Origin of the sequence: Streptomyces sp. 6-11-2 (assembly GCF_006540305.1) — a bacterium.
Lineage (GTDB): Bacteria > Actinomycetota > Actinomycetes > Streptomycetales > Streptomycetaceae > Streptomyces.
The window spans coordinates 6,744,689-6,767,562 of sequence record NZ_BJOR01000001.1 but is presented as its reverse complement, the minus strand read 5'-3'; the positions used below and the strand labels follow the sequence as shown (position 1 = coordinate 6,767,562).

At 70.1% G+C, this 22,874-nt stretch carries 20 protein-coding genes; 1 reads left to right on the top strand and 19 read right to left on the bottom strand.

Features of this window, described 5'->3' with window-relative positions; all coding sequences use genetic code 11:
• Positions 1–6: 6 nt before the first annotated feature.
• From TNCT6_RS30260 to TNCT6_RS30170, 19 genes are all read right to left on the bottom strand, one after another.
• A complete protein-coding gene (locus tag TNCT6_RS30260) occupies positions 7–1,128 on the bottom strand; it encodes a Zn-dependent alcohol dehydrogenase (protein WP_141364046.1) in 1,122 nt (373 codons plus the stop codon).
• Between the two features lie 118 nt (positions 1,129–1,246).
• A complete protein-coding gene (locus TNCT6_RS30255) occupies positions 1,247–2,782 on the bottom strand; it encodes an NCS1 family nucleobase:cation symporter-1 (protein WP_253266276.1) in 1,536 nt (511 codons plus the stop codon).
• Positions 2,783–2,931: 149 nt separating this feature from the next.
• The gene (locus TNCT6_RS30250; RefSeq protein WP_141364042.1) at positions 2,932–3,795 is read right to left on the bottom strand and encodes a nitrilase family protein; all 864 of its coding nucleotides are present in this window, start codon (positions 3,793–3,795) and stop codon (positions 2,932–2,934) included.
• The gene (locus tag TNCT6_RS30245; protein ID WP_141364040.1) at positions 3,792–5,276 is read right to left on the bottom strand and encodes an NAD-dependent succinate-semialdehyde dehydrogenase; all 1,485 of its coding nucleotides are present in this window, start codon (positions 5,274–5,276) and stop codon (positions 3,792–3,794) included. Before TNCT6_RS30245 ends, TNCT6_RS30250 begins: the two co-directional genes overlap by 4 nt.
• Before the next feature lie 167 nt (positions 5,277–5,443).
• Entirely contained in the window at positions 5,444–6,235 is a 792-nt protein-coding gene (locus TNCT6_RS30240) for an IclR family transcriptional regulator (RefSeq protein WP_141364038.1), read from the bottom strand.
• Positions 6,236–6,349: 114 nt separating this feature from the next.
• The gene (locus TNCT6_RS30235) at positions 6,350–7,414 is read right to left on the bottom strand and encodes an ABC transporter substrate-binding protein (RefSeq protein ID WP_216372813.1); all 1,065 of its coding nucleotides are present in this window, start codon (positions 7,412–7,414) and stop codon (positions 6,350–6,352) included.
• A gap of 212 nt (positions 7,415–7,626) precedes the next feature.
• Positions 7,627–8,445, bottom strand: a complete 819-nt coding sequence (locus TNCT6_RS30230; protein ID WP_141364036.1) for an ABC transporter permease — start codon at positions 8,443–8,445, stop codon at positions 7,627–7,629.
• The gene (locus TNCT6_RS30225) at positions 8,442–9,236 is read right to left on the bottom strand and encodes an ABC transporter ATP-binding protein (RefSeq protein ID WP_141364034.1); all 795 of its coding nucleotides are present in this window, start codon (positions 9,234–9,236) and stop codon (positions 8,442–8,444) included. The genes TNCT6_RS30230 and TNCT6_RS30225 overlap by 4 nt, the downstream gene beginning before the upstream one ends.
• A 29-nt stretch (positions 9,237–9,265) precedes the next feature.
• Positions 9,266–10,207 (bottom strand): ABC transporter permease, encoded by a 942-nt coding sequence (locus tag TNCT6_RS30220; protein WP_216372812.1) that lies wholly within the window; start codon positions 10,205–10,207, stop codon positions 9,266–9,268.
• 361 nt (positions 10,208–10,568) lie between these two features.
• On the bottom strand, positions 10,569–13,163 hold the full coding sequence (locus TNCT6_RS30215; RefSeq protein WP_216372856.1) for a bifunctional FO biosynthesis protein CofGH: 2,595 nt from the start codon (positions 13,161–13,163) through the stop codon (positions 10,569–10,571).
• A gap of 29 nt (positions 13,164–13,192) precedes the next feature.
• Positions 13,193–13,876, bottom strand: coding sequence for a 2-phospho-L-lactate guanylyltransferase (gene cofC, locus TNCT6_RS30210; protein WP_141364030.1), 684 nt, complete (start codon positions 13,874–13,876; stop codon positions 13,193–13,195).
• Positions 13,873–14,706, bottom strand: coding sequence for a carbon-nitrogen hydrolase family protein (locus TNCT6_RS30205; RefSeq protein ID WP_141364028.1), 834 nt, complete (start codon positions 14,704–14,706; stop codon positions 13,873–13,875). The genes cofC and TNCT6_RS30205 overlap by 4 nt, the downstream gene beginning before the upstream one ends.
• A complete protein-coding gene (gene npdG, locus TNCT6_RS30200) occupies positions 14,703–15,404 on the bottom strand; it encodes an NADPH-dependent F420 reductase (RefSeq protein ID WP_141364026.1) in 702 nt (233 codons plus the stop codon). The genes TNCT6_RS30205 and npdG overlap by 4 nt, the downstream gene beginning before the upstream one ends.
• Before the next feature lie 5 nt (positions 15,405–15,409).
• A complete protein-coding gene (locus TNCT6_RS30195; RefSeq protein ID WP_141364024.1) occupies positions 15,410–16,417 on the bottom strand; it encodes an LLM class flavin-dependent oxidoreductase in 1,008 nt (335 codons plus the stop codon).
• Between the two features lie 117 nt (positions 16,418–16,534).
• Complete coding sequence (gene hydA, locus TNCT6_RS30190; RefSeq protein WP_141364022.1) at positions 16,535–17,956, bottom strand: dihydropyrimidinase; 1,422 nt, start codon at positions 17,954–17,956, stop codon at positions 16,535–16,537.
• 50 nt (positions 17,957–18,006) lie between these two features.
• Positions 18,007–19,365, bottom strand: a complete 1,359-nt coding sequence (locus tag TNCT6_RS30185) for an aminotransferase class III-fold pyridoxal phosphate-dependent enzyme (protein ID WP_253266275.1) — start codon at positions 19,363–19,365, stop codon at positions 18,007–18,009.
• A 46-nt stretch (positions 19,366–19,411) separates the two neighbouring features.
• Positions 19,412–19,975 carry an amino acid synthesis family protein gene (locus TNCT6_RS30180; RefSeq protein ID WP_253266274.1) on the bottom strand — a complete coding sequence of 188 codons (564 nt, stop codon included), beginning with the start codon at positions 19,973–19,975 and terminating at the stop codon, positions 19,412–19,414.
• Positions 19,976–20,616: 641 nt separating this feature from the next.
• On the bottom strand, positions 20,617–21,384 hold the full coding sequence (locus tag TNCT6_RS30175; RefSeq protein WP_141364018.1) for an SDR family oxidoreductase: 768 nt from the start codon (positions 21,382–21,384) through the stop codon (positions 20,617–20,619).
• A gap of 76 nt (positions 21,385–21,460) precedes the next feature.
• A complete protein-coding gene (locus tag TNCT6_RS30170; protein ID WP_216372811.1) occupies positions 21,461–21,916 on the bottom strand; it encodes a lipocalin-like domain-containing protein in 456 nt (151 codons plus the stop codon).
• A 612-nt stretch (positions 21,917–22,528) separates the two neighbouring features.
• On the opposite strand from TNCT6_RS30170, the gene TNCT6_RS30160 reads away from it, so the two are divergent.
• Entirely contained in the window at positions 22,529–22,849 is a 321-nt protein-coding gene (locus tag TNCT6_RS30160) for a hypothetical protein (protein WP_141364014.1), read from the top strand.
• Positions 22,850–22,874: the final 25 nt, after the last annotated feature.

Below are 22,874 nucleotides of genomic sequence, written 5' to 3'. Positions count from 1 at the left end.
GTCGGCTCAGTGCGCGGGGCGGTGGGCGACGATGCCCCGCAGGTTCCGTCCGGACCGCAGGTCCTCGAACCCCTGGTTGATCTCGTCGAGGGCGTAGGTACGGCTGACCAGCTCGTCGAGCTTGATCAGGCCCTGCCGGTACAGGGACAGCACGCGGGGCACGTCCCGCGCCGGGCTGCAAGAGCCGAAGATCGTGCCCTGAAGGCGCTTCTCGGCGAAGACGAGCTGAGTTCCGGGGAGTTGGATGTTGATGTCGTGGACGTCCTCGGACATTCCGGCGAGGACGATGGTGCCGCCCTTGCCGGTGGCCTCGAACGAGGCGCGTACGACCTCGGCCGTGGTGTCGCCGGTGCAGACGAGGGTGGAGTCGGCACCCATCGCGCTCGGGTTGAGCTCCGCGGCGAAGGCCGCCGCCTCGTCGAGGGTGCGGCAGACATGTGAGGCTCCGAGGTCGCGCGCGACGGCGTGCTTGGCCTCGTTCGGATCGACCAGGATGACGCTTCCGGCGCCGGAGAACCGGGCTCCCTGGATGGCGTTGATGCCGACGCCGCCGGCGCCGACGACGATGACGGTGTCACCGGGCTCCGGTTCGGCCGCGTACACGGCCGCGCCCCAGCCGGTGAGTACGCCGCAGCTCACCAGTGCGACCACCGAGAGCGGCAGGTCGGGGCCGACGCGTACCAGCGAGTCCTGGGAGACGACGGAGTGCTCGGCGAAGGTGCCCAGCGCGCAGTTGGCGCCGATCGGCCCGTCGGGACCGGTGAACCGGTAGGTCCCGTCCGGGAGTTTGCCCTCGGGGCCGTACGCCGCGGCGTCGCACAGGTTGGACCGGCCGCCGGCGCACCAACGGCAGTGCCCGCAGGACGGTTTGAAAGAGGCGGCCACGTGATCGCCGGGGGCCAGCTTGGAGACACCGTCGCCGACGGCCTCGACGATGCCGGATCCCTCGTGGCCGCCGATGATGGGCAGCGGCGCCATGTTGCCGGTGCGCACGTGCTCGTCGGAATAGCAGAGCCCGGCGTGGGTGAAGCGGACCAGGACCTCACCCGCCTGGGGCGGGGCGAGTTCGAGTTCGGTGATCTCCCAGTCCTTGCCGGGGGCGGTCATGACGGCGGCACGGGTCTTCATCAGGGTCCTCCGGGAGGGAGACTGCGACAAGGATGCGGCGGGGGCTCGACGGCCACTTCGCATGACATCGCCGGAGCGGAGCGGCAGGCGTGCCTCGGTGCGCTCCGGCGCCTTCGGTTCAGGCCGCGATCCGCTCGGCCTCCTGGGCCGCCGGGAGCGGTCGGCGGGGCGGGAAGAGCTTGCTGAAGACGGCGTGCAGGGCGATGCCGCCGAGGAAGGCGACGGCCCAGTTGTAGTCGAACAGCGGCTTGAGGAACGGGACGTACCCATCGGCCGGGAAGGGGCCCTCGCCGTTCTCGGAGTACGCGCCGCCGAGGGAGAGGAACACAACGATCGCGAGGGCTGCGAGCGGGCGCCAGTTGAAGCCCTTCGCGTACTCGTACGGCCCGCCGCGCGTGTACAGCCCGACGAGGTCGAGTTCACGCCTGCGCAGCAGCCAGTAGTCCGCGGTCAGGATCCCGGCGACGCCGCCGAGGAAGGCGCCGGTCACCCCGAGCCAGGTGAAGATGTACAGCTCGGGCGAGGACAGCAGCCGCCAGGGCTGCATCAGGATGCCGATGACGCCGGCGATGATCCCGCCGGTGCGGAAGCTGATGAGGCGTGGGAAGACATTGGAGAAGTCGTACGCCGGGCCCACGGTGTTGGCCGCGACGTTGACGGCGACGGTGGCCACGACGACGCTCAGCAGCGCGAACAGGACGACGAACGGGTTGGAGAAACGGCTGACCAGGTCGATCGGGTCCCAGATCGCGTGCCCGTAGACGGCGATGGTGGCCGACGTGGTGAGAGCGCCGATCATGGAGAACAGGGTCATCGTGGTCGGCAGGCCCAGTGTCTGGCCGACGATCTGGTCCCGCTGCCCCTTGGCGAAGCGGGTGAAGTCCGCGATGTTCACGGACATCGTGGCGAAGTACGCGATCATCCCCATCAGGGAAGGCGCGAACAGCATCCAGAAGTCGGCGCCCCAGCCCAACTGGGACGGCTCACCGGCGAGCGGGCCGAAGCCGTCCGCCCGTACGACCATCCAGACCAGAAGGAACGCGGCGACGATCAGGATGAGCGGCGCGGACCAGTTCTCGAAGCGGCGGATGGATTCGACGCCGCGGACGATGAGCGCGATCTGCAGGAGCCAGAAGACCGCGAAGGACAGCCACAGCGTCTTCGGGTGACCCCACATCTCGCCCGCGTGGATCCAGGAGTCACCGGCGAAGGCACCGGTGATGGTGTAGATGGCCTCGCCGCCGACCCACGTCTGGATGCCGAACCAGCCGCATGCGGACAGGGCGCGCAGCACCGCAGGCACGTTGGCGCCGAGGGTGCCGAAGGCGGCGCGGGAGAACACGGGATAGGGGATGCCGTACTTGGCGCCGCCATGGCTGTTGAGCAGGATGGGAACCAGGACGATCAGGTTGCCCAGGGCGATGGTCATGACCGCCTGATACCAGCTCATCCCCAGGTTGATGAGGCCACTGGCCAGGTAGTACGTGGGGATTCCGTGGGCGATGCCCATCCACAGCGCCGCGTAGTTGTACGTGGTCCAGGTCCTGCGGGACAGGGGTACGGGCGCCAGGTCCTCGTTGCTGAGCGGGCTCGCCTCGATGCTGCTCGGGTCGATGAGCTCCACTTGTTCGTTGGTGCGCTCGATCGCTCGCATAGCCGGGGTCCATTCAGTGAACCAGAGGTTCATGCAGTGGGAAGAAGTCTCCGGTGAAGGCCGTCCATGTGTCAATGGATGCGGATGTTGTCCGCCAGGAGGCACCTGGGAGGGTTTGCCGGGCACCGCCGGAGGGCCCGGGGAGGCACTCAGACGGTGTCGTCGGGTGGGACGGAGGTGAAGTCGCCGGTGCGGTAGACGTCGGTGCGCCGGTCGGCGAGCGGCTGGTTGAAGGGATTTCCGAGCCGCTCCTTGCGGGAGCCGATCAGGTCCACCTCCGCGAGGAGGACGGCCTCTTGGCCCTCGTCGGCCGGCCCGGCGAGCAGCCAGCCGTCCGGGCCCACGATCAGCGACCGGCCGATGAAGGGCTGGTCGCGTTCGCTGCCGATGCGGCTGACCCCGGCGACGAAGAACTGGTTGCTGTGCGCCCCGGTGATGCACATCAGGTTGGCCATCACCGGGGTGTCCTTCGGCTGCCCGGGTACGGGCACCCAGTTCGAGGGGAGGGCCAGCAGGTCGGCGCCGCCGAGCGCCGCGCTGCGGAAGGTCTCCGGGAACCAGGCGTCGTAGCAGATGCCGATGCCGATGTTGCCGAGCGGGGTGCGGAAGACGGGGAAGCCGTCCTCCTGACGGTCGTACAGTTCCTTCTCGAAGTTCCACAGGTGCGCCTTGCGGAACGTCCCCGCGTGCCCTTCGGGGCCGATCAGGACCGCCGAGTTGTACACCTTCTCGCCCGCCAGCTCGGTGATCCCGGCGACGATCCACAGATCCAGTTCGGCGGCGAGCGCGGTCCAGGCGGAGGAGACCGGCCCACCCGGGACGGGCTCGGCGTTCCTGCGGGCGTCCGCCCGGTCGGTGAACATGTATCCGGCCGAGGCCGCCTCAGGCAGGACGACCAGCCGCGCCCCGCCGGCCGCCGCCTCGCGGATGAGCCGTGAGGACGTCTCGATGTTCGCCGCGGGGTCGCCGAGGACGGGTTCGAACTGGATGCCCGCCAGAATGAAGCCCGTCACGGTGCCGCCTTGATCGCCAGGTACTTGATGCTCAGGTATTCGTCGATGCCCACCGTCCCGCCCTCCCGGCCGAGCCCGGACTGCTTGACTCCGCCGAAGGGCGCGGCAGGGTTGGAGATGATCCCCTGGTTGAGCCCGACCATGCCGCACTCCAGCCGCTCGCTCACCCGAAGGCCGCGGCTCAGGCTCTCGGTGAACAGATAGCCCGCCAGCCCGTACTCGGAGTCGTTCGCCAGGGCCACCGCCGTGTCCTCGTCGTCGAAGGCGACGATCGGCGCGACCGGGCCGAAGATCTCCTCCGTGAGGGCGCGAGCCCCGAGCGGCACGCCACCCAGCACGGTCGGTGCGAGGAAGTGGCCGTCCGACGGAACGGGTCCGCCCCCGGTGAGTACGCCGGCGCCGGCCGAGGTGGCATCGGCGATCAGGGCGGTGACGTTCTTCACCGCGTTCGCGTCGATCAGCGGACCGACCTGAGTGGCCGGGTCCAGTCCGTGTCCGACGGGCAGGGCGGACAGCCGGTCGGCCAGCCGGCGGCCGAACTCGTCGGCGACCGAGGAGTGCGCGTAGAACCGGTTGGCGGCCGTACACGCCTCACCGGTGTTGCGCATCTTCGCCTGGAAGGCGCCTTCCACCGCAGCGTCGAGGTCGGCGTCGGCGAAGACCAGGAAGGGGGCGTTGCCGCCGAGTTCCATGGAGGTGCGCAGCACGTTCCGCGACGACTTGGCGAGCAACGCGCGGCCGACCTCGGTGGACCCGGTGAAGGAGAGCTTCCGCAGCCGGGGGTCGTTCAGCAGGTGGTCGGTGACCTCACCCGAGCGGTTGGTGGTGAAGACGTTCACCACACCGGCGGGTGCTCCCGCCTCCCGCAGGATGTCCACCAGGGCCAGCATCGACAGCGGCGTCTGCTTGGCCGGTTTGACGACGACGGTGCATCCGGCCGCGAGCGCCGGACCGATCTTCCGGGTGCCCATCGCCATGGGGAAGTTCCACGGGGTGACGAGTAGGCAGGGACCCACCGGCTGACGCATCGTCACCACTCGGGATCCGCCGCCCGGGGCGGTCATGTACCCGCCGTCGATACGCACGGCCTCCTCGGAGAACCAGCGCAGGAACTCGGCGGCGTAGACCACCTCCGCCTGGGACTCCGCGAACGGCTTGCCCATCTCCAGGGTCATCAGCGCGGCCAGGTCGTCCTTGCGGGCGATGATCGTCTCGAAGGCCCGGCGCAGCACCTCGCCGCGCTCGCGTGGAGGCGTCGCCGCCCAGGACGCCTGGGCCCGCACGGCGGCGTCGAGGGCGTCCGTGGCGTCCGCCGCGCCCGCGTCGGCGACCTCGGCGACCATCGTGCCGGTGCCCGGGTCCTCCACGGCGACGGTCGCACCGCTGCGGGGCGCACGCCATTCGCCGTCGATGTACAGGCCCTTGGGTATCCGATCCGCAACCTCACGAGCGGCTTGGAGCCGCGCCTGAAGTGCAGCCATTCGCTTCCTCCTCGATCGTGCCGCCGCCGCGCCGGGCGGTGGTGGCTGGGGTGGTCCTCGTACACGCGGACTCCGGCAAAGGCACCGGAGCTGGGGTCTTGCGTTTGGATCAGGCCGGATCAGGGTGCCAAGCGCCCGCGAGCCCGGCGTGATCCAAACGAGCGGTCCTAGAACTCGGTGAGTGTCGTGGGCAGTTCGATGCCGGTGACGCTCAGCAGGTCGCCGAGCTGGCGAGCCGCCTTCATCACGGACTCGGCGACCTCGTCGATGCGCGAGCGGGTCAGCCGGTAGGTGGGACCGCCGATCCAGACGGCATAGGTGGTGGCCTGACCGACACGGACCGGGGCGGCGACGGAGGCCGCGCCCAGCTCCAGTTCGTCGTAGGCGACGGCATAGCCTCGGGTCCGCACCTCGGCCATGGAGTCGATGAACGCGTCGAGCCCGCCCAGCTGCTCCGGCGCGTTGGTCTCGAACTCCTCACCGAACTCGGCGCGGACGGTCTCCGGGTCGAGAGCGCTGAGCAGGACCTTGCCGGTGGAGGTGGCCCAGACGGGCTGGGTCCTCGGTACGGGTTTGAGCGTCTGCCCGATCAGGGACGGGCCGGGAACCTGCGCGACGACCATGACCTTGGGCGCGAGCAGGACGTCGAAGCCGGCGGTCTCCTTGGTCTCCTTGGCCAGGTCCCGCAGCACGTCCCGCATGTGCCCGTAGGCGCCGCCGCCGTCCAGCAGCCCGCCGACGATGGACAGCAGCCCCAGCGAGACGCGGTAGCGGCGGGTGACCGGGTCCAGGTTCAGCCAGCTCTCACGTTCGAGGACGGTGAGGACCCTGTAGCAGGTGGCCTTGGGAATACCGGACTCCCTGGCGATTTCGCTGAGTCCGACCCCCTCCGGGTGCGCCGCGACCGTGCGCAGCAGCCAGATCGTCCTGCGGACGAGCCCTGCTTCACTGGGTGCCATTGTTCCTCCGTCTGTAACGTCGAGATCACTGCGGGCGGTACGACCATCCTGGCAGGCGAGCCCGGCCCGGCTGCGCCGTACCGCCCGACCCGGCGGACGGCGGGGGTGTCCCCACTATTTGCCGCCGGCCGTGACCGTGACCGTTTCCGGCCGGTACGACTCACCGGTGACGTCGAATCCCTCGGCCTTCAGTTCCTTGAGCGCCCGCTCGGTCAGGTCGGTGCGGTATGCCCCGGCCGTGGGCCGTGCCTTGAGCAGGCCGGCCTTCACGGCGATGTCGATGGTCTGGTCCCAGGCGGCCTTGTCCATCGTGCCGATGCCCTTCTCGGCAGGCCAGACCAGCTTGTTGACCTCGTTGAGCATCCACGTCTGGTGGCCCTTGCCGAGCGCGCTGCCGTTCTTCAGGACGATGTCGACACAGCCCTCGAGCTCGTCGCGGCAGTACCCCCAGCCCTCGTACGTGGCCTTGAGGAACTTGACCGCGGTCTCCTGGTTCTCCTTCTTCGCCAGCCAGCTCTCCTGGGCGTAGACGCCGTCCTCCAGTGTCTGGTATCCGGCGTCCTGGAGGTTGATCGCGACGAAGTCCGAGGGCTGGTAGAGCTTTCCGGTCTTGGGGTTCGTGGTCTCCAGGAGCTGTGCGTACTCGTTGAAGGTCTTGGCCTGGGCCGCGTCGACCTCGTGCTTGAGCAGCAGCGACATGTCGAACGGCTGCTGGATGATCTTGGCGTCCTTCTTGGGGTCGACCCCGGATCCGCGCATCGCCGCGAAGAGGGTCAGCTCGTTGCCGTAACCCCAGCTCCCGACCCGCTTGCCCTTGAGGTCGGCGAGGGTCTTGATGCCGGAGTCGGCCCAGGCGACCTGGAGGTAGGCGCCGCGCTGGAACTCCTGGCCGATGTTGACCAGGTCCGCGCCCTGCTCGCGGGTGACCATGGTCTTGGTGACATGGGAGACGGCGAACTCGGCGTTGCCCGCCGACAGGACCTGCTGAGGCACGATGTTCACCCCGCCTTCCTGGATCGTCACGTCGAGGCACGCCTTGTCGTAGAAGCCCTTCTCCTTCGCCGCGTAGTACCCGGCGAACTGGGCCTGGGCGACCCACTGGAGGACGACGCGGACCTTCGTTCTGGACTTGCAGTCCTTGCCGGCCTCGGCGGCGGCCTGGCTGGTCGAGTCGGACATGCCTCCGCAGGCGGAGAGCAGCATCACGGCGGCCGAGAGACCTGCGGCCACCCGGACGGGGCGGCGGCCGGATCTGGGGAGTGGTGCTCGGTTTCTGGACACGTTACCTCCGCGGGGAAGGAAAGAGGGCGGGTGGAAAGAACCGAGGAATGGAAGACGGAAAGCAGGCGGGAAGTCAATGCGGGAAAGGCCGGGCCGGCGGACCGCTGCCGTCAGGCTCTTTCCTCGTGCAGCGACTCGTGCCAGGGCATGAGGAATCTCTCCAGAAGAGTCACGGCTCCGAACAGACCGAGTCCGAGCGCACCGGATACGAGAATTCCGGCCCAGGCGTAGTCGAATCGGGGAAGGGCCGCCTGATAGGCGATGTACACGCCGAGCGCCTCGGTGCTCCCACCGAAGTACTCGCTGACGATCACGCCGATGACGGCGAGGGTGGTGCCGAGTTTCAGCGCGGTGAAGACGAACGGGAGCGCGTTGGGAAGCCGCAGCAGGAGGGCCACCTGGCGCGGACGGGCCGCGAGGGACTCCATGATCTCCAGGTGCAGGGGCTCGATCTGGAGCAGGCCCCGGGTGGTGTTGACGAAGACCGGGAAGAACACCATGACGGCGGCGACGCCGGCCTTGGAGAGCAGGCTGGTCACACCGAACCAGTTGTTGAAGATCGGGGCCAGGGCGACGATCGGCGCGCAGTTGATCAGCACGGCGGCGTTGAGCACCGGGCCCGACAGCCGGGGGAAGCGGCTGACGACGAGGGCCACGCAGATCCCCCCGAGCGACCCCATGACCAGGCCCAGCAGGACGGGCTCGACGGTGGACAGGGACGCGGACATGATCGTCCCGAAATCGTGCCGGAACGCCTCCGCGATCATGACCGGGGTCGGCATGATGAACACGGGCACGTCGAACAGGGTCACGGCCGACTGCCACAGGCCGAGCAGAATCACGGCGGTCAGCGCGACCGGCGTGAACCGCAGGGCGCGTGCCTTGAGAGCGGAGGCACCGGCGGGCCGGGAGAGCCGGAGGGTGCTCATGCCGCCGCCCGCTCGCTGGGCGCCTCGTGCAGGGCCTGGCGGACTTCCTTGACCTTCTCGAAGAACTCCGGCGTGGTGCGCGTCTCGGCGGTCCTGGGATGGGGCAGGTCCACGTCGATGCAGGCCGCGACGCGGCCGGGCCGCGCGGACATCACCACCACCCGCGAGGAGAGGAACACCGCCTCGGAGATGCTGTGCGTGACGAACACGACGGTGGTGCGGGTGTCGCCCCAGATGCGCAACAGCTCGCCCTGGAGCCGTTCGCGGTTCATCTCGTCGAGGGCGCCCAGCGGTTCGTCCATGAAGAGGATCTCGGGATCGGCGGAGAGAGCGCGGGCGATCGCCACGCGCTGCTGCATGCCGCCGGAGAGCTGCCAGGGGTAGTGCCCGGCGAACTCGCTGAGGCGGACCAGTTCCAGCATCTCCATGGCCTTGGCCCGGTGTACCTCCTTCTTCGCCCCTGCCACCTGGAGCGGGAGTTCGACGTTGCGCAGGACACTGCGCCACTCGAACAGGCCGGCCTGCTGGAAGACCATGCCGTAGTCGCGGTCGGCGCGTGCCGCACCCGGTGCCTTGCCGTTGACGATGACGGTGCCGCTCGTGGGTGTGGTGAGGTCCGCCATCACCCGCAGCAGGGTGGACTTGCCGCAGCCGCTGGGCCCGAGCAGGGAGATGAACTCGCCCCGCCCGATGGTCAGGTCGATGTCCTCCAGAGCGGTGACCGCACGGTCGGAACCGCCGTTGAAGACTTTGTTGACTCCGCGCACGGAGATGATTGCGGGCTCGGCCATCAGGGGCTCCAAGGGTTGTGGGTTCTCGACTAACGGGCGTGCCGGTGGCGGAGGGCGAACCGCTCCAGCAGAGCGAGGACCTGCACGAAGAGGATTCCGGCGATCGCGGCGACGAGGACGGCGGCGTACAGCTTCTCCGGCCCGTTCGAGTAGTAGTAGGCGGAGGTGAGGATCGCGCGGCCGATGCCGCGGCCGGTGCCGGCCGACAACTCGCCCACGATGGCGCCCACCACACTCGCGGTGGCGGCGAGCCGCAGTCCGGCGAAGACGTACGGGAGTGCCGCCGGGAACCGCAGCGACCACAGCACCCGGGCGCGTCCGGCGCCGACACTGCGCATGAAGTCGAGCTGCACCTTGGGCGGGGACTTCAGCCCGCGCAGGGAGTTGATGGTGACGGGGAAGAACGCGAGATAGGCGGCGATGCCCGTGACCGCGGCCCACGGCGGCAGACCCGCCTTGCCGCCCCAGATCACGATCATCGGGGCGATGGCGACCAGTGGCACCGTCTGGGAGGCGACCAGCCAGGGCATCAGGCCCTTGCTCACCGGTGCCACATGGAGGAAGAGCACCGCCAGTGCGAGACCGAGCAGCGATCCGGCCGCCAGACCGTAGAGGGCTTCGCGGAGCGTCACGGTGGTCTCGCCGACGAGGTACACCGCCAGTGAGGTCGGGTCGCCCGCGCGTGCTGGCGCCGTGAGCGAGCCGGCGATCGTCCACAGGTGCGGCATCGACAGGTCGTCGGTGGCGACCGGCAGGCCGATCCCGAGGATCCGGTCGTCGACGGCCTGGCCGAGTGCCTTGTAGCCCTCCCACAGACAGGCGAGGACGACCATGACGAGGAGGGCGCCGAGCGGATCGGTGAGCCGGCGGAGGAAGGCGCCGCCACGGCCCGGCTCGCGGGGCGCGGGATCCGCCTGTCCCTTACGGGCCGCGGGCGGTCGGGGTGATGCAGAGATGTTGGTCGCGGTCATGCTCAGGCACTCTCCGAATCCTTCGGATGTGTCGTCCGGGGAGGGAATCTGGTCGCCTCTGCCGGCCTGTCGAGCCACCCAGCGCAACTGGATCGCTGAGTGAACTGGTGGTTCACGCTAGAGGGGAGGTTCAGTTCTCGTCAACGGTTTGGCCGAAATGCTTGGCACGATCCCGCGAGGCGCCTCAATCCCGGATTCGGAGAGGGCCGGAACGGCGGCGAATCACCGCACGGCAATATGGTTCAACCGCCCGAGCCGGAGAATGGGCAAACGACCCACGCGGAATTCCCAGGGGGCACCCGATATCCCTCGCGTCCCGAAGAGGAGGGTTGTCCGGGCGACGGGTGTGACGGCCGCTCCGCTAAGAATTGAGAATCGTCAACGACGGCCTCGACGGCCGCCACACTCCTCCGTGCCGGCGGGCCACGGCCTCCCGCTCCGCACTGACGGTGCCGTAGGTGGTGGTCCTCATGCGGGCCGGGCGGCCCGCGTCGTGGGCCAGCGCCTCCAGATCGCTCACGCTCTTGTGACTGCCCTGCTCGGAGCCCGCCATCCTGCTGATGGTCTCCTCCATCAGCGTTCCGCCGATGTCGTTGACACCGCCTCGCAGGACGTCGAGGACGTTGCTCCGCGCCAGCTTCACCCAGCTCGTCTGGATGTTGCGGATCCTGCCGTGCAGCAGGATCCGCGCCAGGGCGTGTACGGCCCGGTTCTCCAGGACGGTCGGCCCGGACCTGGCGATTCCGGCCAGGTAGACCGGGGAGTTGGTATGGACGAACGGCAGGAGGACGAACTCGGTGAAGCCTCCCGTCTCTTCCTGGAGGCGTCCGATCAGCTTGATGTGGTCCACCCAGTGGCGCGGGGTGTCCACGTGGCCGTACATCATGGTCGCCGTGGTCGGAATGCCCAGCGAGTGGGCGGTGGTGACCACGTCGATCCACTGGGCCGCGGGGAGTTTCCCCTTGGTGAGGACCCAGCGGACCTCGTCGTCGAGGATCTCGGCGGCCGTGCCGGGCAACGAGTCGACGCCCGCCTCCCGGGCCCCCTGGAGCCACTCCCGTACCGACAGGTCCATCCTGGTCGCACCGTTGACGACCTCCATGGGCGAGAAGGCGTGCACGTGCATGTCCGGAGTACGCCGCTTGATCTCGGCGGCGATGTCGAAGTACGCGCTGCCCGGCAGGTCCGGGTGGATCCCGCCCTGGAGGCAGACCTCGCTCGCCCCCACCCCCCACGCCTCCTCGGCCCGCGTGCCGATCTGCTCCAGCGACAGGGTGTAGGCGTCGGCGTCGGTACGCCGCTGGGCGAAGGCGCAGAAGCGGCAGCCGGTGTAGCAGACGTTGGTGAAGTTGATGTTGCGGGTGACCACGTAGGTGATCTCGTCCCCGGCGGCTGCGGCGCGCAGGCTGTCGGCGAGCGCGGCCAGCGCCTCGATCTCCGCCCCGGGTGCGGCGCCCAGCAGCGTCAGCGCGGACGCGGATGCGAGCCGCGCGGGATCGGCCTCCGCCGCCCGCAGCGCTGCCGCGAACTCGGGTCGCAGCCGCTCCGGCCGTGCGCCCCCGGGAGGCACGGGTTCCTCCTCGCTCCGCCGCCCGGACGCGCGTGCCGACTCCGGTACCGCTTGAGCGACCGCCGCCCAGTCCCCGTACACCGAGTCGAAGTCCGCCCGCCGGTCGGTGGCGCGGCCGTCGGTGTCGATGGCGGCGAACAGGTCGGTGCGGCCGGTGGCGGCGAGCGGCGTCTCCGGTTCCTGCCAGGGCAGGCCACGGGGCCGCGCTCCCTCGGCCGCCAGGCCGGTCACGGGATCGGCGAGCGCCGCCACATGGGAGGCCAGCCGGGGATCCAGCCACGGCTCACCGCGCCGCAGGTGCTCGGGGTAGACCGTCAGCCGCTCGCGGAGGGTGAAGCCCGCGGCCGCGGTGTTCGCGGCCAGTTCCTCGATCACCGGCCAGGGCCGCTCGGGGTTGACATGGTCGCCGGTCACCGGGGACACCCCGCCCCAGTCGTCGATGCCGGCCCGCAGCATCAGCGCGAACTCCTCGCCGACCAGGTTGGGCGGGGCCTGGACACGGGCCCCGGGGCCGAGCAGCAGCCGCGCCACCGCGATGGTGGCGGCCAGTTCGGCCGGTCCGGCGTCGGGCGCGGCACGCATCGCCGTGTCCGGCTTGGCCCGGAAGTTCTGCACGATCACCTCCTGGATCCCCCCGTACGCCCGGGAGATCCGGCGGATCTCCCGCAGGGCGTCGATCCGTTCGGCGGGCGTCTCCCCGATGCCGATGAGGATCCCGGTGGTGAACGGCACGTTGCTGCGGCCCGCGTCCTCCAGCACCCGCAGCCGCACCGCGGGCTCCTTGTCGGGTGAGCCGAAGTGCGGGCCGCCGGGCTCGGACCACAGCCGCCTCGCTGTGGTCTCCAGCATCATGCCCATGCTCGGTGCCACGGGCTTCAGCCGCTGGAGGCCGGTCCAGGACAGCACTCCGGGGTTGAGGTGAGGCAGCAGGCCGGTCTCCTCCAGCACCCGGATCGCCATGGCCCGTACATAGCTGAGTGTGTCGTCGTAGCCGTGCGCGTCCAGCCAGGCGCGGGCCGCGGGCCAGCGCTCCTCGGGCCGGTCGCCCAGGGTGAACAGCGCCTCCTTGCATCCCGCCGCCGCTCCCGCGCGGGCGATGTCCAGCACCTCGTCGGGGCTGAGGTAGGGGGCGGGGAGCCGCCCCGGGACGGTGGCGAAGGTGCAGTAGTGGCAGCGGTCACGGCACAGCCGGGTGAGCGGGATGAACACCTTGCGGGAGTAGGTGATCACGCCGGGCCGCCCGGCGGCCCGGAGGCCGGCGTCGCGGACCCGGCCCGCCGCCTCGCAGAGCCGGTCGAGGTCGGCGCCGCGCGCGTGCAGCAGGACCTCGGCCTCGGCTGCGTCGAGTGTCCTGGCGTCGGTGGCCCGGTGCAGCGCCCGGTTCATGGCCGAGCGGGTGGGGCGGGTAAGGCCGTTCACAGTGCTCCGACCCTTCTCTCGTGCGTGCTCGGGTCTGACCGGGGCCCACCGGGCGGGAAGGCGGCGAGCCACTGACGGGTGGCGGGACCGAGCGTGTGCGAGGGCAGTGACAGCAGGTGGTCGACGGTGTCGACGTCCCGGCGCAGCGGGGACGAGGGCCCCACGCCGAGATCGTGGTATCCGGCGGCGTGGAACCGCCTCAGGGAACCGGGGCCGAGGAACGGCCGGAAGTCGGCCGCGTCGTGCAGGGTGAGCAGGGTGGTCCCGGTGCCGTCGGCGTCCCCGACGACCGCGCGCCGGTGGCGTGCGGCCAGGGCGAGCGCCGTCGCACAGTCGGCGGTGCCCGCCCCCGCGAGGTCGCCCATGATCAGGGCGAGTGCGGCAGCGGGGGCGGCACCGCCGACCATCTCGAGGGCTTCCCCGACCTCGCTGTTGAGGCCGGGAGTGCGCCCCGAGCCCGAGACGGCGGCCCCCGAGGCGAGGGCCAGGCCCGTCACCTCGGGATCCGTCGTCACCACGACGACCGAGTGGACGGCGGGCACGTCTCGAAGCCGCCCCACCAGATCGGTCAGCATGGCCTTGGCCAGGGAGCGCCTGGCGTCCGGCGTGAGCCCGGCACACCGGCTCTTGGCCCGCGCGAGGGGCTTGGCCGGTACCAGCGCGATCCACGGCGTGGTCATGGCGTCGCCGGTCCTCTTCCAGTGAGCCGGTCGTACAGCTCCGGGCGGCGGTCGCGCAGGAACGGGCGGCTGCGCCGGGTGGCGGCCACGCGCTCCAGGTCCACCTCGGCGACGGCGACGTCGTCACGGTCGTCGGCGGCCTGGGCGAGGATGTCGCCGTCGGGGCCGTAGACGGCGCTGAGCCCGAAGTACTCCTTGACGCCTTCTCTGCCGACGCGGTTGGAGCAGATGACGAACATCCCGTTGAAGACGGCGTGGGCGCGCAGTTCCAGCTGGAACACCTCGCGCATCGGCGCGCTCGCCGAGGCCACCGGTACGCAGAGCACGGAGCCTCCGCGCAGGGCGACGATCCGGCTCAGCTCCGGGAAGTGCCGCTCGTAGCAGATGATCGTTCCGACACCGGTCTCGCCGGTGTCCACGACCTCGGGCTCGATACCGCCGGGACGGAAGTAGAACTTCTCGGGGAAGCCGTTGGAGAACGGCAGGTGGGACTTGCGGTAGACCGACTTCAGTTCGCCGCGCACGTAGGTGCAGGCGGTGTTGTAGTAGACGCCGGGCACCTCGCCCTCCTCGAAGACGGAGGAGACGACCGTGATGCCGGCCCTGCGGGATCGTTCCGCCGCCATGGTGTTGGAGGGCCCGTCGAGGCTCTCCGCGAGCCGGAAGTAGTCCGGGTCGGGGTCGGGCTGGACGAAGGGGACGGCGAACAGCTCGGGCAGCAGGACGATCCCGGCTCCCTGGTCGGCGGCGGCGTCCACCAGGTCGCCGGCGCGTTCGACGGTCTCGGCCCGGTCGTCGGTGGCCCGGAGCTGGACCGCGGCGAGTCTCATGCCACTTCCTCCTTGGCGGCGGCGGTGGACAGGCCGGTGAGTGCCACTCCGGACCTGGTCCTGTAGCGCTTGTTGACGGAGATCAGCACCGCGGTGAGCGGCTCGAGCTGGGCGGCCAGCCGCAGCCGGCCCGCGTCCACCGCGCGGCCTCCGGTGACGTCGGCGGCCAGGGCCAGGACCCGGGCCTTGGCCTCTGCGTCGTCCCCGCAGACGAGGACGTCCTCATGGCTCAGGTCGGCCTCGGGGTCGAGCAGCAGCGGGGCGGCCAGGTGGTGGAAGGCTCCGACGACCGCGGCGGACGGCACGAGCCCGGCCGCCTCCTCGGCGGCGCTCCCTGCCGCGACGGACAGACCGTACGGGCCGCCCTTGTCGAATCCCAGCGGGTTGACGCAGGAGATGATCAGCTTGCCCGCGAGAACGTCGGCCATCGAGGCCACCAGTTCGGCGTGGCCCTGGTAGGGCACGGCCAGCAGGACGATCGCGGCGCACCGGGCGGCGTCCTCGTTGGAGGCCCCGTCGACGGGCGCGGCCACGCCCGGCAGCGTGCGCAGTTGCCCGGCCGCGTCGGCGGCCCGGCCGGCGTCGCGTGAGCCGAGCACCACCAGGTGGCCGGCACGGGCGAGCCGGTAGGCCAGGCCCCGGCCCTGGGGGCCGGTGCCGCCGACCACGGCGATCGGGTCGGCCGGGAAGTCGCTCATCGCCGTCAGCCCTTCGCGGCCTGGGCGAGGCGGGTCAGCGTCTGCTCCTTGTCACCCAGGGTGGAGATGATCGGGCAGCGGACCCCGGCCTCGTGGTACTCCATCAGCTTGGCGAACACCTCGTCGGTGGAGCCGCAGGCGGTGACGTTCTGCACCAGGCTGTTGGGGACCAGCGGCATGGCCTTCTTGATCGCCTCGGGGGTGGCGGGCCAGCCGGCCCGCTCCTGGATGCGGTCCACCAGTTCGCGTTCCACACCGCAGTGCTCGGCGATGTGCGGCTGCTGCGCCAGGTAGAGGGTGAGGAACGCCTTGCAGGCGTCGATGGCCTCCTGCGGATCGTCGTCGTTGACGCTGCACGCGACGATCTGGGTGAGGTCGATCGAGTCCTTGCCGTCGGTCCGCTTGGCGAGTCCCCGGGCGATCGCCTCCTTGGCGCCCACCAGGTACGAGGGCGGGAGCAGGAAGTCCATGTGCACGCCGTCGCTGATCTCACCGGCCAGCTCCAGCATCCGGGGGCCGACGGCGCCGATGTAGATGGGGATGTCGACCGGCTTGTTCTCCCGGTACATGCTGTCGAAGCGCACGTCGCGCATCTGCACGAACTCGCCCTCGAAGGACACGACTTCGTTGCGGAAGAAGCTCTGCAGCACGGTGATGTACTCGCGCATCGAGGCGATGGGCTTGCGCAGCGGCTGGCCGACCTTGGTGGCCAGCGGCTCCCACCAGGCGCCGATGCCGAGAATGGCCCGGCCGGGGGCCAGCTCGTCCAGGGTCTTGAAGGTGACGGCCATCAGGGCCGCGTTCCGGCTCTTGTTGTTGACGACGCCCGTGCCGATCTTGACGTTGCGGGTCCTGCTCGCGATGACGGCGGCCGGGACGATGCCGTCGCGCGCCAGCCGCCCCTCCGCGACCCATACGGATTCGAACCCGTTCTGGTCGGCCAGCTCGGCCTGCCAGTACGTCTGCTCCAGGCTCAGCCGTTCACCGACATGGATGCCCAGGGGGAGTTTCATCGAGACACCGCTCCGTTCGTGTTGCGAGACGCGGGCCCGGTGGCACGGAACCCACCCGGGGTTCCGCACCACGGACACGTGTCAGCTGGTGTGACGCGTCAAGGACGTGGGGGGATCTCAGTGCAGCTGGGGCTTGCCCCGGGTGAGGAAACGCCCTCGGCCCGCGGCCCCGTCGAAGGCCCCGTCAGGGCCGACGAGTTGCTCGCCCCGGGAGAAGACGCGGACCGGACGGCCGGTCACGCGCATCCCCTCGTAGAGGTTGTAGTCGGTGCGCATGTGGCTGCCGGCCGCGCTGATCACATGGTCGGCCGCCGGGTCCCACACCAGCAGGTCGGCGTCCGCGCCCACGGCGACGGCGCCCTTGTGCGGGAACATCCCGAACAGTTTCGCCGGGCGGGTGGAGACCAGGTCCACGAACCTGCAGGCGTCGAACCGGCCGCCCGCGACCCCCGTCTCCCACAGCACCATGAGCCTGTCCTCGATACCGGGGACACCGTTGGGGACCTTCGGGAAGTATCCGGGGCTGCGCAGCTTCTGCGGCGGCAGATCCTCGGGCTGGTGGAGGCAGAAACCGGCGTGGTCGGTGGCCACCGTGGACATCGCCCCGGTGACCAGGGACCGCCACAGCCCCTCCTGGTTGCCCCGCTCCCGGATAGGGGGCGAGCACAGGTAGGCGGCGGCCTTCTCCCCCAGGTCGGCGTAGTCCTCGTAGGCGACGGCGAGGTACTGGGGACACGTCTCGCCCCACACCCGCGCTCCGGCGGCCCTGGCCCTGCTGATCTCGTCGGCCGCGGCGGCGCTGGAGACGTGCACGACGTAGAGCGGGGTGCCGACGGACTCGGCGAGGACCACGGCGCGGTGCACGGCCTCGGCCTCGGAGTCGTGCCCGTGGGCGCTGGCGTGGAAGACCTCGGCCGTCCGGCCGTCGGCCAGCAGTCGCTGGGTCTCCCGGGCGATCATGTGGCCGTTCTCGGCGTGCACCATCGGCAGGACGCCGTGCTCCAGGGCGAGCTCGAAGCCCTCCAGCAGTTCCCCGTCGTCGACCATCTGCGTGCCGGGGTAGGCCATGAAGAACTTCCAGCTCGTGGCCCCCTCCCCGGCCAGCCGCCGCAGGTCGTCCAGGACGTCCGGCTGCTGCTCGCGGGGCGGGACGATCGCGTGCAGCCCGAAGTCGATCACCGACTTGGCCGCCGCGACGTCGCGCCGGGACCGGTAGGTGTCGAGCAGGCTCCGCTCCGGCTCCTTCTTCACGAAGTCCAGGACCGTGGTCGTACCGCCGTGGGCGGCCGCCACCGTCCCACTGTGGAAGTCGTCCGCGGTGCGGGTGGTGAAGCCGTCGATGGGATATTCGAGGTGGGTGTGCGCGTCGATGCCACCGGGCATCACGAGCATTCCCTCGGCGTCGACCACGTGGTCGGCGCTCCAGTCGTCCGTGCCGGCGCCGAGCGCCACGACCACACCGTCGCGTATCAGTACGTCGGCCCTGACGGCGGCATCGGCGTTGACGACCGTACCGCCTCTGATCAACGTCGATGCCATGCTGCACCCTCTCTCATGTGGCGCGCCCGCGCCTTGCCCGCCATTGCGCCTCACCCTACGTACTGCTCGTCGGCGAGGTTCAGGACGTCGTCCAGTACGTCGAGAGCGAGGTCGATCTCGGAGTCCTCGATGACGAGCGGAGGTGTCAGCCGGAGCACGTTGAAGTTGGCCGTCAGGTACAGGCCGCGGGCCATGGCTTCCTTCACGATCCGGGTGACCGGTGCCGCGGCGGGCCCCTTGGCGTTGAACGGCACCAGCGGTTCGCGGCTCTCCCGGTTCTTCACCAGTTCGACGCCGTGGAACAGGCCGCGGCCGCGGATCTCACCGATGCTCGGGTGGCTCTCGGCGAGCTTGGCCAGTCCGGCGCCGAGGCGTTCGCCGCGCAACCTCGCGTTCTCCACGATGTTCTCCTCCTGCATGATGCGGAGTGAGGCGACACCGGAGGCGCAGGCCAGCGGGTGTCCGGCGTAGGTGAGGCCGCCCCAGAACATGTGGTCCCCGAGCCACTCGGAGACGCGGGCCGAGACGGTCATCGCGCCCAGCGGGACGTAACCCGAGTTCAGGCCCTTGGCGGTGACGAGGATGTCGGGGGTGACGTCCCAGTGATTGCAGGCGAACCACTCACCGGTGCGGCCGAAGCCCGCCATGACCTCGTCGAAGATGAGCAGGATGCCGTGCCGGTCGCAGACCTCGCGCAGCGACCGCAGATAGCCGTCGGGCGGGTAGATCAGGCCGTTGGTGCCGGTGACGGGCTCGACGATCACCGCGGCGACCGTGTCCGGGTTCTCGTACTGGAGGATCTCCTCCAGGTGCGGCCCCCCGGAGCACACGGGGCAGGGGTCCGGATGTCCGGCCGGGCAGCGGTAGGTGTACGGGTCGAACATCCGCACCACTCCTGGCATCCCGCCCGGTTCCGCGGCCCAGCGACGGGGGTCGCCGGTCAGCGACATCGCCCCGTTGGTGGCGCCGTGGTACGAGCGGTAGCGGGCGATCACCTTGTGGCGTCCGGTCACGTGGCGGGCGAGCCGGATCGCGTTCTCGTTGGCCGCCGCTCCGCCGGTGGTGAAGAAGCTCATCTTCAGGTCGCCGGGGGTGAGTGAGGCCAGCATCTCGGCCAGTTCGGCGCGGGAGCGCTCGGCGAAGCCGGGGCCTATGTAGCAGAGGCGGTCGGCCTGTTCGCGGATGGCCTCGACCAACTTGGGGTGCTGGTGGCCCAGGTTGAGGTTGACGAGCTGGGACTGGAAGTCGAGGTATCTGTTCCCCTCGTAGTCCCAGAACCAGGACCCGGAACCCCCGGCCACCGGGATGGGGTTGAGCGCGCCCTGGACGGACCAGGAGTGGATGACGTATTCGCTGTCGGCTTCCTTGACGCGCTGCCCGGTCCACGCATCGGTCTCGGTGATGGTCAACGGACTGCCTCCTCGTCGTTCGTCGGCTGCTGCGGTACGGACCTCGTCACTGGTTCCGGGTCTCGGCACCGAAGGCGGCGAGACGGGCCAGCGGGCGGCCGGCGCTCGCAGCGGCGCACACGACGAAGATCTCGCGCGGCCGGGGGACATCGGCGACCTGAAGGGTGACCGTCTGGTGGTGCGAGCGCGTCTTGGCGTCCAGCTTGTGCTTGAGCGGGATGTCGATCGGGCTGCCCGGGAGGCCGACCTTCTCGGCGGCCGGCAGCAGCTCGGTGCCGCCTGCGGCGGAGCGGAAGACGTTGCCGAAGCGCAGGTTGTGGATGAGCGCCGAGCCGTGCTCGACCTCTCCGCCGATGCCGACGAGCGCGGCCTTGCCGAACGCCTCGACCTCGCACCCCAGGAGCTCCACGCAGGCGGGACCGACCAGCTTGCCGATCTCCTCGCCCACCTCGTCGGCGAGAGTGACGAGGTCCTGGACGTACTCGCTGGGATACGGGTTCTCGATGACGGCTCCGACGAACGCGACCCGGTGGACCGGGTCCACGGCGCGGCCGTTCTCCAGCCTCGTCTCATCGAGCTGCTTGATGATCTTGCGGACCCGAATGGGCACGGCTCTCCTCCAGAGATCTGGCTCGCTGGTTCGGTAAGCGAACCGTTGGTTCATATAGTCGTGAGGGGTGATTGGGGTGTCAAGGGGTGGTGAGTGAGTGCGTTTCCCGCGGATGCTCGACGGCTCTCCGACGGTCGCCGAGGACGCACCCTCCACCACGCACGAGGTGCAGGTCGTCGCCGCGATCACGCCTGACGGAGCGTCGGCAAAAGTCGGTATCGGGTCGGCGAAAGGGCTCGTCCTGCGACCACAGGGCTCTCACGGCGGTCGGCCCGGCCGCCACCGGTTGGAGCTTCGCCTTCGACGGCGATCCTGCCCCGTTCGACCGGCGGCGGTTCGTCCCCCCGGCCGCGGCACCGCGCCGCGTTCAGCGGCATCTCACCCCGCTTCCGGCCACGACGGCACCGGACAACCGCTCCCGATCACCGCACCGAGACGATCGTCTGCTTCGCCATCCGGGACCACATCACCCACCGCCGCACAGCCCGCCGGTGCCTGACCCCGAAACGGCACCGGCCCACCCGCACCCTGACACAGCCTCGGACGATCATCCCTCAGCCAACGCGACAAGGCCGGTGCTGGGATTGACCGGCGCTACCAGCGGCGCGCCGCACTGCTGCAGCACTGATCCTCGTCGCGCGTCACTGCGCGGCCTTCGAGCCGCCGTCGATGGGGATGGTCTGTCCGGTGATGGACTTGGCGCTGTCGGAGGCGAGGAAGAGGGCCAGTGCGGCGATGTCCTCGGGGGCGGTGAAGTATTTGAGGGACTGGATGCTCAGGGCGTCGGCGGTGACATCGGCCAGGCTGCGTGCACTGGCATCGGCCCGGCCCTGCAGGACCCGCTGGATGCGCTCGCCGGCGACGGCGCCGGGGGCGATGGCGATGACGCGGATTCCGTCGTCTCCCAGTTCGATGGCGAGGGTCTCCGTGAGGCCGATCAGCCCTCGCTTGGTGGTCGCGTAGGGGCTGCGGTTCGGGTAGCCGTAGCGTCCGCCGACGGAGGTCATGATGAGGATGACGCCGGCGTCGGACTTCTTCAAGAAGGGGATGGAGAGCCTGGTGACGTTGAACGTGCCGGTGAGGTTGACGGCCAGGACGGCTTCCCACTGGTCGGGGTCCATCTCCTCCACCGGGCTGGTGGGGCCGGAGATGCCCGCGTTGTTGACCAGCACGTCGATACCGCCGAGGGCGTGGACCGCTTCCGCGACGAAGGCCTCGACCGAGCGCCGGTCGGACACGTCGCAGACGGTCGCGGTGATCATCGGATTGGCCTCGGTGACCTGTTCGAGGGCCCGTTCGTCGATGTCGCAGATGTGCACACGGTCGCCGTTGGCCGCGAACGCCTTGACTGTCGCGAGTCCGATGCCGGCGGCACCCGCCGTCACGACGACGCGTCGTCCGGTGTTCATGCGGGTCCCTTCCCACTCCTGCCGACCGCTCTGCCCGACACCGCGGTCTCGGCTGCGTACCTCTGCTCGCGCGGGGTCAGTTGGGTTCGGCCCGGCGCCAGGTGAGGGCCGAGTTGACGGTCCTGCCGCTCGACCTGATGGGTGATGCGGTGCTCAGATGCAGCATGCCGCCCTCGATTCTCACCACACGCGGCTGCGTCTGGCCGGTCCAGTTGGGAAACAGGGACACGAACATGGAGTGTGTGAGGGTCTGCTTCTCCTCATCCACGTGGAACGGTCCCGAGTAGGCGATGTAGGAGGTCGCTTCCGCCGTGTACTCCTCCGTCGTCCCGTCGAACCAGTCCCCGGAGGCGAAGCCGGGACGCTCGGGCCTGGACAGCTGCGCGGACATGTACCCGTCCGGGGTGTGCATGATGATGCCCTGCGGTTCATGACCGAGCGGCTCGAACGGCTCGGCACCGTCGACCGGGATCTCCCGGTACGACACCAGCTTCCACGCACCGATCAGCCGACTGCGCAGACCCTCAGTCATCACTGCCTCCATCGATCAGTGCGCTGCTCCGTCGCCGTCACGGCACGCGCGATGTGCGCCCGGCCCGCTACGCCATCCGGGTTGCCTGGGGCGAGCCGGTGTCCCGGGACCGCGAGGTCAAGGAAGGTCGACACCTCATTGCCCCTCCAGAGCGAGCGTGGGCAGTTCGGCTCCGGCGGGCGGGCACTGGTCGACCGTGTCCCGGTGACCGACGATGCTGGGACCGATCCGGCGACAGCCGGGCCGAGAAGCGGCTGCCGGGCCGAGAACGGGCCGCGTGGTGCCGCGCGACCAGGTCGCGATGCCAGGCCGTGTCCCGGGGGCGCACAAGCAACCGCAGTCGACGCAGGACGTCGCGCGGGAGACGGTGCCAACACCGCCGGAAACACCCCATCGCTCGGCCCGAACGGCGGCCTGCCCCCACCCAGTTGCCCCTGGTCCTCCTCGTACGGTCCAGCGACGGCCCACAGATATGCCTGGTGACCTCGCCACAACCCTCCTGCATCGCCCCGGCCGGCAGCCTTGGCAGTACGAGCGACAGTCGCCCCCGGCGGTGGCTCTCGCGGAGGACATCATGCCCCGGGGCGCAGGGCGAGCGTCGGGACGCTGTCCGTGCTGCTCTGGAAGCATGCATCAAGGACCGGCGGCCCCGGCGCCGATCCCGCCCGCGCCGGGCCGGGCCCGATCGGGATCCGCCCCCTGTTCGCGCTGCGTGACGCGAGACGGCGGTGGCCGTTCGCGGCACGCGCGGGGCTGTGCATGGGCGTGCCGGTCGTGATCGGCTGGGCCGCCGACGACACCGCGGCCGGTCTCATGGCGACGATCGGTGGCTTCACCGCCTTGTACGGCAGCGCCCTGCCCTACCTCTACCGCGCGGCGGGCCAACTGCGCCTGCGGGATGCCTTGGAGGCTCTCTCAAGTCTCCGATTCTGAAACGATCAGTTGGCCACAGGCGCTC